The 14907-nt window shown below is 44.7% G+C and carries 7 protein-coding genes; all 7 read left to right on the top strand.

Annotated features, from left to right (window positions below; translation table 11 throughout):
* Positions 1–38: 38 nt before the first annotated feature.
* The 7 genes from galB to FAM09_RS14680 all read left to right on the top strand — a co-directional run bounded on the left by galB (position 39) and on the right by FAM09_RS14680 (position 14892).
* A complete protein-coding gene (gene galB / locus FAM09_RS14710) occupies positions 39–2456 on the top strand; it encodes a beta-galactosidase GalB (protein ID WP_136577873.1) in 2418 nt (805 codons plus the stop codon).
* Between the two features lie 514 nt (positions 2457–2970).
* On the top strand, positions 2971–3669 hold the full coding sequence (locus FAM09_RS14705; RefSeq protein WP_136577872.1) for a DUF3826 domain-containing protein: 699 nt from the start codon (positions 2971–2973) through the stop codon (positions 3667–3669).
* Positions 3670–3840: 171 nt separating this feature from the next.
* Complete coding sequence (locus tag FAM09_RS14700) at positions 3841–6981, top strand: SusC/RagA family TonB-linked outer membrane protein (protein ID WP_136577871.1); 3141 nt, start codon at positions 3841–3843, stop codon at positions 6979–6981.
* A 26-nt stretch (positions 6982–7007) separates the two neighbouring features.
* Positions 7008–8837: a RagB/SusD family nutrient uptake outer membrane protein gene (locus FAM09_RS14695; RefSeq protein WP_136577870.1), complete on the top strand. Its 1830-nt coding sequence runs from the start codon at positions 7008–7010 to the stop codon at positions 8835–8837.
* 32 nt (positions 8838–8869) lie between these two features.
* Positions 8870–9796 carry a hypothetical protein gene (locus FAM09_RS14690; RefSeq protein WP_136577869.1) on the top strand — a complete coding sequence of 309 codons (927 nt, stop codon included), beginning with the start codon at positions 8870–8872 and terminating at the stop codon, positions 9794–9796.
* Between the two features lie 186 nt (positions 9797–9982).
* Positions 9983–11635: a pectate lyase family protein gene (locus FAM09_RS14685; RefSeq protein WP_208025561.1), complete on the top strand. Its 1653-nt coding sequence runs from the start codon at positions 9983–9985 to the stop codon at positions 11633–11635.
* 134 nt (positions 11636–11769) lie between these two features.
* Positions 11770–14892: a DUF6298 domain-containing protein gene (locus FAM09_RS14680; RefSeq protein ID WP_136577868.1), complete on the top strand. Its 3123-nt coding sequence runs from the start codon at positions 11770–11772 to the stop codon at positions 14890–14892.
* The last annotated feature ends 15 nt before the right edge of the window (positions 14893–14907 follow it).

Here is a 14907-nt window from a genome sequence, read left to right as displayed (position 1 = left end):
CTAAGTTAAATTCCTGGTATTTAATTTTGGGTTTTAGAATGAAAAAGATTTGCTTTATAGTATTGGTATTGTTGAATGGAATTGGTTCAATAGCACAATCCCGCTCCATCATCGACTTCAATAACAACTGGAAGTTCTGGTTAGGCGACACCGCTCTTGCCAAAGAACCCGGTTATAATGATAACAACTGGAGAACACTTAACCTGCCGCACGATTGGAGCATTGAGGGTGGGTTCAGCGAAAAACACCCGGGCACGCCCAACCAGGCTGCCCTGCCAACCGGTATTGCCTGGTATCGCAAAACATTCACTTTGCCTGCAGCTATAAAGAATGAGAATGTATATATTGAATTTGATGGTATATACCGTAACAGTGAAGTGTGGGTCAATGGTCATTACTTAGGCAAGCGCCCCAATGGCTACATTTCTTTTCGCTATGATATAACGCCTTATTGTAACCCGGGCACTGCCCAACAGGTGATCGCCGTAAAAGTAGATAATTCGGCCCAGCCCAATTCGCGCTGGTATACTGGTTCCGGCATTTACCGCAATGTACGGCTGGTGGTTACCAATAAAATTGCCATTGATCAATGGGGTACATTTATTACCACTAAGGATATCAGTGGAAACGTGGCCGCTGTTCAATTACAATCGGTATTAAATAATACTACCGGTAAAGAAGGGAAGGGGAGTTTGTATACCGAAATTTATGACGCCTCGGGAAAACTGGTAGGCAAAACCAGTGCTACCCGGTATGGTACACCCGGATGGCCTGAAGGTAAATCGACCTATACTTATTTCACTACTATTGCCTCGCCGAAATTATGGTCAATTGAAACGCCCTATTTATATAAAGGGGTAACACGCGTAGAAGTAAATGGCAAAACGGTAGATGAATATGTTACCCATTTCGGCATCCGCTCCTTCAATTTCGATGTACAAAAAGGGTTCTCATTAAATGGGAAACCAACAAAGATCTTAGGCGTGTGTATGCACCACGACCTGGGCGCGCTGGGCGCTGCTGTGAACGTACGCGCCATGGAACGCCAATTACAAATGTTGAAAGCAATGGGGTGCAATGCCATCCGTACGGCGCATAATCCGCCTGCTCCGGAGTTCCTTGACCTCTGTGATAAAATGGGCTTTATTGTAATGGACGAAGCCTTTGATATGTGGCGCAAGAAAAAGAACAAGTTCGATTACAATGTTGATTTTGAAAAATGGCATCAGCAGGACCTGGCAGATCAGATCAAAAGGGATCGCAACCATCCTTCTGTATTTATCTGGAGTATAGGGAACGAGATCCGTGAACAGTTCGATAGCACCGGCATCGCCATTACGAAGGAACTGGTGAACATTGTTAAACAGTTCGACACAACCCGGCCGGTAACATCGGCGCTTACTGAAACCGATACCACAAAGAATTTCATTTACCAGGCTAATGCTTTGGACCTGTTGGGAATGAATTACAATCATCAATTGTATCCTGAAGTGTTGAAAAGGTATCCGGGCAAGAAGTTTATTGCCACTGAAACCATGTCGGCCCTGGCCAGCCGCGGGCATTACGACATGCCTTCCGACAGCATTCGTTTCTGGCCATTAAAAGGACAAAAATTTGTACAGAACGGGAATGCCGACTACAGCGTTTCAGCGTATGATCATGTGGCGGCGTATTGGGGTTCTACCCATGAACAAACCTGGAAAATTATTAAGCAACATGATTTTTTATCAGGGTTGTTTGTGTGGTCGGGTTTCGATTTCCTGGGCGAACCGGTACCCTATCCCTGGCCGGCACGGAGTTCTTATTATGGTATCATAGACCTTGCAGGTTTTCCTAAAGATGCGTACTACATGTATCAAAGCGAATGGACCAATAAAACAGTGCTGCATGTATTTCCGCATTGGAATTGGGATGCCGGTAAAGAAGTGGATGTATGGGCCTATTATAATAATGCAGATGAAGTAGAACTGTTCCTGAATAACCGGTCGTTAGGCGTACGTAAAAAGCAACCGCTTGATATTCATGTACAATGGCGCGTAAAATATGAACCCGGCATATTGAAAGCGGTATCCCGTAAAAACGGTAGAATCGTTCGTACAAAAACCATCAATACGGCCGGAGAACCCGCACGCCTGGAATTGGCGCCAGATAAAAAAATCCTCCATGCCGACGGAAAAGACCTTTCTTTTATTACCGTTCGAATTGTGGATAAAAACGGTAACCTGGTGCCCGATGCCGAAAATAGAATTACGGTAGAAATTGCCGGCGAAGGTACATTGGCCGGAACAGACAATGGCTATCCTGCCAGCCTGGAATCGCTTAAAGGGCCGTCCCATAAGGCTTATAAAGGGTTGTGCTTAGCGATCATTCAATCCAGGCCAAAAGCCGGAACTATTCGTGTCACCATCCATTCTCCCGGTTTACCATCCGGTTCTGTCCTGCTCCAAACTCGTTAAATCGCCAGATTATGATCAAAAGCCGGTAAGTAAAAAATAGTAAAATATTCCATCATTTTAGTGAAACCTTACATTGTTTACAGATAGGGTCGCCTGTACCTTTATTACGGTAATAGGAATATCAAACAGATAACAATGAATTCGGAAAAATTGGTTAAGCGGTTCCTGGTTTAATCCATTGTAATCTGAAGGAATTTTGAACGATTGAGCATATGAAGCGTTTTTGCTTGCCCGGTTTCCTTATTTGCAATGAATAATATGGCCTTCTTCGCCAGCAATTATCACCAGCGCAATATCCGGACAAACTAAAACTCTCCTGGCACAATTCACACTAATCTGGAACGGCTTAGTCCCCACGCTATGAATTTTACAGGTTCTTAAACCAGATCCATTGAACGAAGCAAACCGTTCACACACCACATTAAGAAAAAAAGGCTGAAGTAAACAAACATACGTAATCAAATAACAGTTCCGACAGTTGTCAGGAACCGTTAGTTCATAATACAAGATATAAATGAAACGTACAGGTAGTTTATATATAATGCTGATGGCGCTGACATTATTAATGATGTTATTATCAGTGACATTGGTGTTTGCCCAATCTTCACCTGCCGCTGCCACAACGGAAGGGTATAACGAAGTAATTGCAAAAAGAACCGCAAAGATCGTTGCAGCGTTACATAGTACTGATACTGTCTTTAATAAGAAAGTACAGGCTATTATCGCTGATCAGTACATTCAGTTGGGCCGTATTCATGATGATCGTAATGCCCAAATAAAAAATATTAAAGCGCAACATGCAGCATTAACTGCTGAAGATAAAGCGGCCATTCAAAAACTGGAAGCAGAAGCCGATGAGCAACTGGCGAAATTGCATACTGCCTACCTGGCAAAATTGTCAGCCCTTTGCACCCCGCAACAGGTAGAGGAAGTAAAAAACGGAATGACTTATAATGTCCTGAACGTGACCTATACTGCGTACCAGGACATGTTGCCCATTTTGACCGAAGAGCAAAAAAAACAAATACTGGCCTGGTTAACCGAAGCGCGCGAGCATGCGATGGATGCGGAGTCATCTGATAAAAAGCATGCCTGGTTTGGCAAATACAAAGGCCGCATCAATAATTATTTATCGGCTGCCGGTGTAGATATGAAAAAAGCAGAGGCGGAATGGCAGCAACGGATCAGGGAAAGAAAGGAAGCGGCAAAGTAAATAATTATCGAAGCGTAAGTGGTTTCAAGTAGTAATAGTTACAATGTTTTACTTGTATGTTGTACGCAATTTGGCGCCCTTAATATTGTATGTTATACGCTTTGAAATTACAACCAATCATATTAATAAGATTGCTTAAAGTTTTTTTAAGTCCTAAAAACTAAATGCTATATGAATTGTCTGCGATTACCAAAACTGTTGTTATTACTATTGGGTATAGGCAGCTCACTTCTTGCGATTGCACAGGAAAGAACCATTTCCGGTAAGGTAACCGATCAGCAAACCAAGGCTCCCTTAGAAGGTGTTTCCATTGGAGTAAAAGGTGGAACCGGGAATACGCTTACCAACGCATTAGGCGAGTTCACTTTAAAAATTCCAACTTCGGAATCTATTCTCACATTTTCCTATGTTAATTATCTCGATTACCAGGTAAAAGCAGGTTCTGGTCAGAACATTGCCGTGACGCTGTATAAGGTTGATAAATTATTGGAAGATGTAGTGGTGGTTGGTTATGGAACCCAAAAAAGGTCAAATATTAATGGTGCAGTAGCTACAATAAAGCCCAGGGAAATAGAAGATCTGCCGGTAGCCGATTTGGGCGCTGCTCTTATAAACAGGTTGCCCGGAGTAGGGGTTAGCTTTGCTTCCGGAAAGCCAGGATCCACAACAACTATTAATATCCGAAACAGCAGTGTGTTTTCTGGCGCAGCAGGTTTGGGCATTACGGCTGATCCGCTTTATGTAATTGATAACATCGTAGTAAGAAAAGAGGATTTTGATAATCTGGATGCTACCCTTATAGAAGATATTACTTTTTTGAAAGACGCTACTGCTGCTATTTATGGAGCTGCCGGCGCCAAAGGGGTGGTGCTGGTTACTACAAAAAGAGGAAAGGCAGGCAAACCCAAAATATCGTATGCAGGCTATTATGGAATTACTGATGCAACTGTAAAGCCAAAAGTGATGAGCGCTTATGAACATGCCAAAATGCTCAATGATGGCTATGAACTTACAGGCGCTTCTGACAATAACCGGTTTTCGCAAGCCGACCTCGAGTTCTTAAAAACAAGTCCGTATAAAAGCTGGTACGATGAGCTTTGGAAACCGTCTTCGCTCAACAGGCATACGCTAAATGTGAGTGGCGGTACCGATAAAATTACTTTTTTTGCGGGCGCTAACTATTATAAAGAATCGGGTAATTATGGCGATATCAGTATAAATAAGTATGGTCTTCGTTCCGGCATGAATGCAAAGATCATCGATGGGCTTACTGCTGATGTGGTCTTTGCCTCTGATTTTAGCAAAGACAATCGTAATACTTTAAAAGGCGCCAGCGATGAAACGGATGATCAAATGATCAGGGCTTTATTCCTTACGCCACAGTGGGTGCCTTTGACCATTAATGGTAATCCTGTTAGCTGGACGGGGCCTAATCCTCCGGGAAGATGGAATCCTGCGGCGCTTTTTAAATCAGGAAACTATAAATGGGAGAAATCGCAGGGGTTAAGCGTAAACGCTTCTTTGGAGTATAAACCCACTTTTTTAAAGGGATTGGCGGCCAAAATACAGTTTGGTAAATTAAACCGCAATGCGAATCATAAAGAATATTTCCCACCTTATTTAGTGTATAATTATAACCGAACAGGGCAAAATAGTCAGTTGTATTCCGAAACGTTACCAAATACACCCACCCAAACGGTCTCCAATTCTGATCAGCTGGGCGAAAGCACTACGCTCAATGGCAGCTACCAGTTGATTGGTACCCTGAGCTATGCTCATAATTTCAGGAACAGCGACTTTGATATCATGGTGGGTTTCGACCAGGGTGAAGGGAACAGTGAGAATGTGTTTTTTTATAAAAACGGTCAGTTGGTGCCTGGTGTTGATGAATTCTGGGCGTTCAGCAATAGCGGACAAACCATCCGGAACCCAACTTATACTGCATCTGCAAAACGCTCTTACCTGGGTAGAATGAATTATGTATTGCTCAACAAATACTCTGTTCAGGTGATTGCGCGGTATGATGGATCTTCTAATTTTTCGGCTGCTAACCGCTGGGGCCTGTTCCCATCCATTGGCCTTGGCTGGAAGATAAGCGAAGAGAACTTCTTCAGAGATAAATTACCGTTCATTAGTTATATGAAACTGCGCGCCAATTATGGATTGGTGGGGGAAGACAGGGTTAATGCCCGTTTATGGGAGTCGCGTTTCACGCAAACTACCGGTATGTTATTTGGTACTGCCGTTACAAACGGGTTAGACCCAAATGTTGTTCCTAATCCGGATATCACCTGGGAAAAGTCAAGAACATTGAACGTGGGCGCCGATGTGACCCTGTTGAAGAATAAGCTGAATTTGACAGTAGATGTTTATCGCAGATATTCATACGATGGATATGACAACCAGAGCAATTCCATATTTCCACCTACTGCCGGTGTATCGGCAGCAGTGGTGAATTATGGACAGTCATTAAGCTGGGGGTCTGAATTTTCGATAGGGTATCAAACAAAACTGTCGCAGGACTGGGGCTTTAGCGCCGATGTGAACTTTGGGTTTTCAAACAGCATGGTGCTTCAAACCTATTATAACCCCGCTTACCTGGGAATTTATGGCAGTAACGAACTGAGTTTGACCAAGGGCAGAGACCCTCGTCAGTATAACAGCAGCAACTTCGGTTATATTTCAAAAGGCATCTTGAGAACGCAGGAAGCGGTAGATGCGCTGCTGGCGAAAAATCCCAATTACCTTATCGGCGGCGCAAAACCCCAGGTAGGTTTTATGGATTTTGAAGATATTAACGGTGATGGTAAAATAGATGACAATGATGTTACCACCATGTTCGATAGAACAACCAGCATTGTAGGTTTTGGTATCACATTCGGAGTTACCTATAAATCATTCAAACTGCAAACCAACCTTAATTTGCAGGTAGGGGGTAAGAAATTCTATGACAGCGAAGCCAGGAAAGTGCCTACAACGCTTACAAATGCACCGTCTTTCTGGACCGACCACTGGACGCCTGATAACCCAGGCGCCAGGTATCCAAGGGCCGATGCGCCGCTGGCAAGAGAAAATTCAACCTTCTGGGCTGTGAACGGAACAGTAAGTCATATCAATAACGCAGTATTGACCTATAGTTTACCAAAAGCATTGGTCGACAGGTTAAGGCTCCCTGGAATGAAAGTTGCTTTAAGCGGAAGGAACCTGTTAAATATCATAAATCCGTTTGAGTATAAAGATCCTTACACAGGTAACTTTGCCGAATACCCTACGTTGAGGTCTGTTTCATTGGGTGTTAATGTAACATTATAACGATTGCTTATCTAAAAAGAAAAAAAATGAGTTCATTCATAAATAAATTCTCCCGTTATACAGCCGCGTCATTGTTGCTTGTAAGTGTTTTGTGCGGCTGTAAAAAAGGTTTCTTTGATCTGGAAGATCAGAATGGTATCAATGACGAAGGTATCTGGAACAACGAAGGTCCTGCCAGCCTTTTTCTGAACAAAACCTACGATCTCATCATGCCTAACTGGCCTTCAGTTGGAGGTATACATAATACATCGGATGAATTGAACAATGCCAATACCGATTTTTTATATGGTACATTACTTGAAAATTCAGTAACGGATATTGGCACAGGCAACGGTGCCGGCACTAACCGTTACTTTGATATAAGAAGATGTAATGTGGCTATTGATGGAATTAATAACAGTACATTGTCAGATGATGTGAAAATTAAACTCAAAGGCCAGTTCTTCTTTTTAAGGGCTTATGTTTATTTCCGGCTGGTAAGTTTGTATGGTGGCGTTCCGTTGATATTACACGCCCAGGACTTAAATGGGGAAGACTTAAATGTTCCCCGTTCAAAAACAAGTGAATGTATTGCAGCTATTGTTAATGACCTGGATTCTGCAGCCGCTTACCTGCCTGCTTCATGGGGAAGTTCAGATGTTGGCAGAATAACAAAAAACGCAGCGCTTGCTTACAAAGGTAAAGTACTGCTTTATTGGGCAAGTCCCCAGTTTAACCCTGCCAATCTTGCAAATCGTTGGGAAGATGCTTATACCGCCTGTAAACAGGCTTATGATACCTGTGTGGCCAGAGGACAAATTTTATTATCTAATTATGCTAATATTTTTGTTACCGAAGACCATAAAGAAATATTACTGGTACGCAAGCTCGACGCAGTATCCTTAAGTCCGGCCCGTGGTACAAACACTGAATATATTACAAGGCCTTATTCCGAATCAGGTGGCGGCGGTTCTAACCAGCCAACCTGGAACCTGGTGCAGGCTTATACAATGAACAATGGGTTGCCTATTTCACATACTTCATCCGGTTACGATGCTGTGTTGTTCTGGAGAAACAGGGACCCCCGGTTTGAAATGTCGATCGCTTACAATGGCGGCGCGTGGCCGCTTAGTGGTAAAGCGCTTCGTAAACAATGGAACTATACTGGTGTAGTAGATGAAACTGCAAATACCATTATTACCGGCTTTTATTGCAAAAGGATCACTAACCCCACGCTGCAGGCTTCACAGGCTCAGTATAACAGCAATACCGGCGGCGGAAGCGGCATGGATTGGATAGAAATGCGTTTTGCCGAAGTAGTGATGAACCTGGCTGAATGCGCTAACGAAACAGGAAGGCTGACGGAAGCAAAAGATATGGTGCGCCTCATCCGCAAGCGCGCTGGTATTGTACAGGGAACATACGATTACGGACTGAGTGTGGCAACTAATACGGCAGAAATGAGAAGCCTGATCTTAAGTGAAAGACAAGTGGAATTTGCCATGGAAGGAAAGCGTTACTGGGATCTGAGAAGGACCCGCAATTATGGGTTAATTACATCAAGGTTCGGGGTTAAATGGGCTCCCAAACCACCTTATTATGCCGGCACAACCCGCAGTGGCGCATTGGCTACCGATATTTTCCTTGACAAAGCCGATGCCAACGGTGTAAAACCCCGCGATACCGCCAACCTGAATAACAAAAGCGTTTACCAGGCCATGTTTACACCAAGTATTACAACGATTGAAGGGAGTAACGTAGTAAGCATTCCTGAGAAATATTATTTCTACGCTTTGCCCAACTTTTTCAACCAGGCAACCTATACAATGGAGCAAACAAAAGGATGGACCGGCGGCACATTCGATCCGCTGCAATAATTTTTTAAGTGATCATTTTTAAAATTTGATTTATGCAACTGACCTTTTCAAAATATATAATTGCTGCGGGTGTGCTGGTGGCTTTCGGTTATGGATGTGAAAAGAAAGTAGATCCTATAGACACCTATGGCGTTACCGTAGAATATAACAGCAGCAACCCTAAATGCATTACTGAAAATACGGAGATCAATCCCAAGGATAGTATTTACCTTGATTTTACTGTTACCTCAGAAAAAGAAATGGCCTTTGTGGAAATACAGAAGAACGGGGTTAGAATAGATACGTTTGTTGTTTCGGGTGGAAAAACATCGTTTTCTGCAATTAAAGGGTACAGGGCCGACAGTATAGCCGGTGATTATTCTTACCGGGTGTTGGCAAGAACCAAACAGACCGAATTTCTGGGCGATGGCGGCAAACTGCTGACTGTTACGGTAAAGCCCGACTTTAATTTCTGGTCATATCGCATAATGGCTGTTCCCGATACCACCGATAAAGTGAATAAATGCTATTATTCAACCACTACCGGTGAGGCTTTCAATTTTAATGAAGCCGGTGGTAAATCTGCATCTATTGATTTTGGTTATTATTTTGATACAACTTCTATTAGCGGCGTTAAAAATGGGCATACATTCTATGCGCTGAGTGCGCCACAAACGCAACTGAATTTTTATGATATAAGCAGTTGGACCAAGAACGCTACTGTTTTCAAAATGATGCCAAGCAGTGTGAATTTTGTATCGGGCCTTACTTCGGCGGGCGCCATCAATACGCTTATTAAGAATAATATGAATTCCGGTACAGGATCGAAGGTTATTAAAGTTAATACTACAAGTGGAAGCAATGTGATCGGGTTTAAGACCGTGGCTGGAAAATATGGCGCCATTCTTTTCAGGTATGCGAATCAGGCTTCTGATGCTAAAACAACAACCATTGAAGTAGATGTAAAAGTGCAAAAATAAAAGAAGACGATTTTAATTTTCAGTATGTGCAACTTCTGAATGTAGATGATGCGTCTGGATAAATGAACATAAGCTAACAGGGAGGACAAATCATCCTCCCTGTATTTTTACAATACATTGCATCACTTAGAACCTTATCAACTGGAACTGATATCACACACCATGAATTGAAAATTGTTAATGATTATGAAAATGTTTCGCAACCTTCTTTTTGCTTCCGCTGTAACATTGGCAACACCGGTATTGGCACAATACCCGAAGATCCCGCAGGATGTTCAGAAATGGTCAGACTCATTGTTGAATGCAGAACGTGTTCTGTCAGATGCAGCATGGGCCAAAGCATTACCCATTATTGAGCAGGAAGCAAAACAGGGTAAGCCCTATATTCCCTGGGCTGCCCGTCCGTACGATCTGCCTCAGGCAGATATCCTGGCATTCCCTGGTGCAGAAGGTGGCGGCGCCTATAGCTTTGGCGGTCGTGGTGGTAAAGTGTTTGTGGTAACCAGCCTGGAAGACAGAGGCCCCGGTACATTACGCGAAGCATGCGAAGCCGGTGGCGCCCGTATCGTTGTATTCAACGTTGCAGGTATTATTCGCATTAAATCGCCATTGATCATTCGTGCACCTTATATCACTATTGCTGGTCAATCTGCGCCTGGTGATGGTGTTTGTGTTGCCGGTGAATCGGTTTGGATCAATACCCACGATGTGGTTATCCGTTATATGCGGTTCCGTCGCGGCGAAACCAATGTAGGTCGTCGCGATGATGCCATCGGCGGCAATCCCATTGGTAATATCATGATCGACCACGTTTCGGCCAGTTGGGGATTGGATGAGAACATGAGCATGTATCGCCATATGTACAACGACAGCACCGGTATACCCGAACAGAAGCTGGGAACGGTAAACATCACCATCCAGAATTCAATTTTTGCCGAAGCGCTTGATACTTATAACCACTCATTTGGTAGCACATTGGGCGGCGAGAATTGCACCTTTATGCGCAACATGTGGGCGAACAATACCGGCCGTAATCCTTCTGTTGGCTGGAATGGCACCTTCAATTTTGTAAACAACGTTGTATTCAACTGGATGCACCGTTCAAGCGATGGCGGCGACTACCGCGCTATGTATAATTTCATCAACAACTATTTCAAACCTGGTCCGGTAACGCCTAAAAATACACCTGTAGGGCACCGTTTCCTGAAGCCTGAGAGTGGCCGCAGCAAATTAAAATACAAAGTATATGGCCGCGCTTATGTGCATGGCAATATCATGGAAGGCTATGATGCTATAACCAAAAATAACTGGGCTGGCGGCGTACAGGTAGAAGATGAGAGTAATGCCGGAGAATACACCGATTTCATAAAATGGAATGAGCCGTTGCCCATGCCTAAAATGACCATTGTATCGGCTACCGAAGCATTCGGTTATGTAATAAAAAATGCAGGCGCTACCCTGCCTAAACGCGATGCCGTTGATATTCGCATTGCTGAGCAGGTTAAGACCGGTAAGATCAATTATAAAGAAGGCGTACCCCTGCCCGAAAAACAATTTGAACATCGTAAATTGCCTATAGATTCTTACAAATTAGGTATCATAACCGATCCGGCCCAGGTTGGTGGTTATCCTGAATACAAAGGCGCCCCTTACAAGGATAGCGATAACGACGGTATGCCCGATGATTACGAAATTAAAAATGGGTTGAACCCGAAGAACGCAGCCGATGCTTCACTCGATAAAGACAAGGATGGCTATACGAATATCGAAGCGTTCCTCAATAGCCTCGTATCGATGAGCAATGTAAAACCAGATCTAAGTAAAACAGTTAAGAAATAGCAGCTCTTTAAGTACAGCCATGAAAGATTGATCCCAGGCGGGACTGATCCAAAAGATTAGTCCCGTTATTTTTGGATTGACCATCTAACAATGAAAATGACGCAGGTAAAAACATTATTAATCATTCGGCAACCATGTTTTTAACAATCAGACCTTTTTTTATTATCAGCCTGTTGCTGGTTGTATTGACAGGCCACGCCCAGAAAGAAAAAAAGCCGCCACCGCCCCTGGCATTTGAAAAAGGCCGGCTGGTATATGTTGCCGACTCCCTGGGCAACCGTATTCCCGACTTCTCCTTTTGTGGTTATAAAGCAGGCGAAAAAGCCATTCCCGATGCGCCGGTTCGTATAGTGGTGCCTGTAAAGCAAGGCGACGCTACCCACCGTATACAGGCGGCATTGGATTATGTAGCGGCATTACCCCCTGATAAAGACAATATGCGCGGGGCGGTATTATTACAACCCGGCGACTATGAAATAGCCGGTCAGTTGATCATTCGCGCATCCGGTGTCGTTTTACGCGGCAGCGGTTACGGTAACAATGGAACGATCCTGAAAGGCGTCGGCCCCGACCGGCAAACCCTCATCGCCATAGCTGGTAAAAACGACCGGCAGCTCTCCTCTTCAGAAATAAAGCTCACCGATAAATATATCCCAGTCAATAGTGTTACGTTCAATGTAGCATCACCCCATACATTCAAGGTGGGCGATAAAGTAATGGTCCACCGGCCATCCACCGCCAACTGGATCAATGAACTGCATACTGCGCATTTTGGCGGCGGTATAACCGCATTGGGCTGGAAACCCGGCCAGCGCGATCTCTATTGGGACAGAACAATTGTTGCGGTAAATAATAATTCAATTCAAATAGACGCGCCGATCACAACTGCCCTCGATGAACAGTTTGGCGGCGGTTTGATCGCTTCGTACAACTGGCCCGGCCGAATTCAGGATGTGGGCGTTGAGAACGTACGTTGTGTATCGGAATATGACGTGAACAATCCGAAAGATGAAGCCCATCGCTGGATGGCTATTACTATAGAAAATACCGCTGATGCCTGGGTACGTCAGGTGGTGTTTGAACATTTTGCCGGTTCGGCCGTGTTTGTAACAGAAACCAGTAAACGTATTACGGTAGAAGATTGTAAATCGCTGGCTCCGGTATCAGAGATCGGTGGACTGCGTCGCAATACATTTTTTACAGCCGGTCAGCAATCGTTGTTCCAGCGGTTGTATGCAGAATACGGCGGTCATGATTTTGCAACCGGCTTTTGCGCGGCTGGTCCCAACGCTTTTGTACAATGCGAGTCACACAAAGCTTTTAGTTTCAGTGGCGGCCTCGATAGCTGGGCTTCCGGTGTGTTGTTCGATATGGTGACGATTGACGGACAGGCGATCAGCTTTATGAACCGCGGCCAGGATGGCAATGGCGCCGGCTGGAATGTGGCCAATAGTGTTTGCTGGAATTGTTCTGCATCCCGTATTGATTGTTATCAACCACCCACTGCGCAGAACTGGTCGTTTGGTAGCTGGGCGCAATTTTCAGGCGATGGTTATTGGGGCGAATCGAACAATACCATAGAGCCGCGTAGTTTGTATTATGCACAGCTCAAAGAACGTTTGCAGGAAGATCTTACCAGCAGGATGCAATTGCTGTTGATAGGGACAGATGCTACCAGTAGTCCGACAGTAGCACAGGCTGCGGAATTAACGGCCATGTCTATAAAACCACAGCCCACCGTATCAGAATTTATTGACGGCGCCAGCAAACGGCAACCCATACCCGTTGCTGCTGCTGGTGTTAAAACCATAGATGAAATTGGATTTAAACAACCGGCCACTCCGCAACCCGGCGCTGCTATGAATGTGCAGAATGGCTGGCTGGTGCGCGGCAATGCGGTATTAACAGGAACAAGAGCCGAATCACCCTGGTGGAGCGGCAACCCCCGCCGTTATGGAGTGGTGAATGCCAAACCGGCCATCACGCGTTTTATTCCCGGTGAAACGGGCAAAGGATTGACTGATGACCTTTGTGAAATGACCGATACCATGATGGCAAAACACCAGGTAGCTTTTGAACAGAACTACGCTTTGTGGTACGAGCGCCGTCGTGATGATCATGAGCGCATCCGCCGCATCGATGGTGATGTGTGGACGCCCTTTTATGAATTGCCTTTTGCCCGCAGTGGAAAAGACACGGCCTGGGATGGGTTGAGTAAATACGACCTTACGAAATACAACCACTGGTACTGGAACCGCCTGAAACAATTTGCCGACCTGGCCGATCAGAAAGGACTGGTGCTGGTACATCAAAATTATTTCCAACACAACATCATTGAAGCCGGCGCCCATTATGCCGATTTTCCCTGGCGGCCGGTGAATAACATCAACAATACCGGTTTCCCTGAACCGCCGCCGTATGCGGGTGATAAACGCATCTTCATGGCGGAACAGTTTTACGATGTAACCCATCCGGTACGCCGCGAATTGCACCGGGCTTACATTCGCCAATGCCTTAATAATTTTGCCGATAACAATGGCGTGATCCAGTTAACCAGTTCAGAATACACCGGGCCTTTACATTTTATACAGTTCTGGATAGACGTTATAAAAGAGTGGGAGAAAGATACAGGTAAGAAAGCATTGATCGGCTTAAGCGCAACTAAAGACGTACAGGATGCTATTTTAGCCGATGCCAACCGCGCTGCTTTTATTGATCTTATTGATATCCGCTACTGGCATTATCAGCAGGATGGCACGGCATACGCGCCATTGGGCGGACAAAGCCTGGCTCCCCGTCAGCAGGCGCGCCAGTTCAAACCTAAAAAAACTTCCTTTGAGCAGGTGTATCGCGCCGTTAGAGAATACCGCGATAAATTTGCCGGCAAAGCAGTGATGTATTCCGGTGATAACTACGATAACCTGGGTTGGGCGGTGTTTATGGCTGGGGGGTCATTAGCGAATATTCCTGTTATGGCCGATGCAGGGTTTATAACCGCGGCTGCTGCAATGAAGCCGGTAGATGGTTCCATTAAAGAACAATACACTTTAACAAATGCAGGTAATGGTTATATCATTTATGGAAATAATGATATTCAGGTTAATCTCACCAACGTACCTGGCGCCTTCAGGGTAAAATGGTTTGACCCTGCCACTGGTCATGTAATAGGAAAGGAAGAGAAGATCAGAGGCGGGAAAGTGGTGTCTTTGAAGAATGTGAAGGGTGGGAGTGTGGTTGCGTGGATAAGGAAAGGCTAATGTGCAAATTTGCAA

This window comes from Niastella caeni (genome assembly GCF_004834005.1).
GTDB classification, from domain to species: domain Bacteria; phylum Bacteroidota; class Bacteroidia; order Chitinophagales; family Chitinophagaceae; genus Niastella; species Niastella caeni.
Note: the sequence above shows the minus strand (reverse complement) of the source record. Positions and strands in the feature narration are given on the sequence as shown.

What these genes read in the sequence shown, in the direction of transcription:
- FAM09_RS14685 (WP_208025561.1), top strand. Translation starts at nt 9,983, where the DNA reads ATGAAAATGTTTCGCAACCTTCTTTTTGCTTCCGCTGTAACATTGGCA.
- galB (WP_136577873.1), top strand. Translation starts at nt 39, where the DNA reads ATGAAAAAGATTTGCTTTATAGTATTGGTATTGTTGAATGGAATTGGT.
- FAM09_RS14700 (WP_136577871.1), top strand. Translation starts at nt 3,841, where the DNA reads ATGAATTGTCTGCGATTACCAAAACTGTTGTTATTACTATTGGGTATA.
- FAM09_RS14690 (WP_136577869.1), top strand. Translation starts at nt 8,870, where the DNA reads ATGCAACTGACCTTTTCAAAATATATAATTGCTGCGGGTGTGCTGGTG.
- FAM09_RS14705 (WP_136577872.1), top strand. Translation starts at nt 2,971, where the DNA reads ATGAAACGTACAGGTAGTTTATATATAATGCTGATGGCGCTGACATTA.
- FAM09_RS14680 (WP_136577868.1), top strand. Translation starts at nt 11,770, where the DNA reads ATGTTTTTAACAATCAGACCTTTTTTTATTATCAGCCTGTTGCTGGTT.
- FAM09_RS14695 (WP_136577870.1), top strand. Translation starts at nt 7,008, where the DNA reads ATGAGTTCATTCATAAATAAATTCTCCCGTTATACAGCCGCGTCATTG.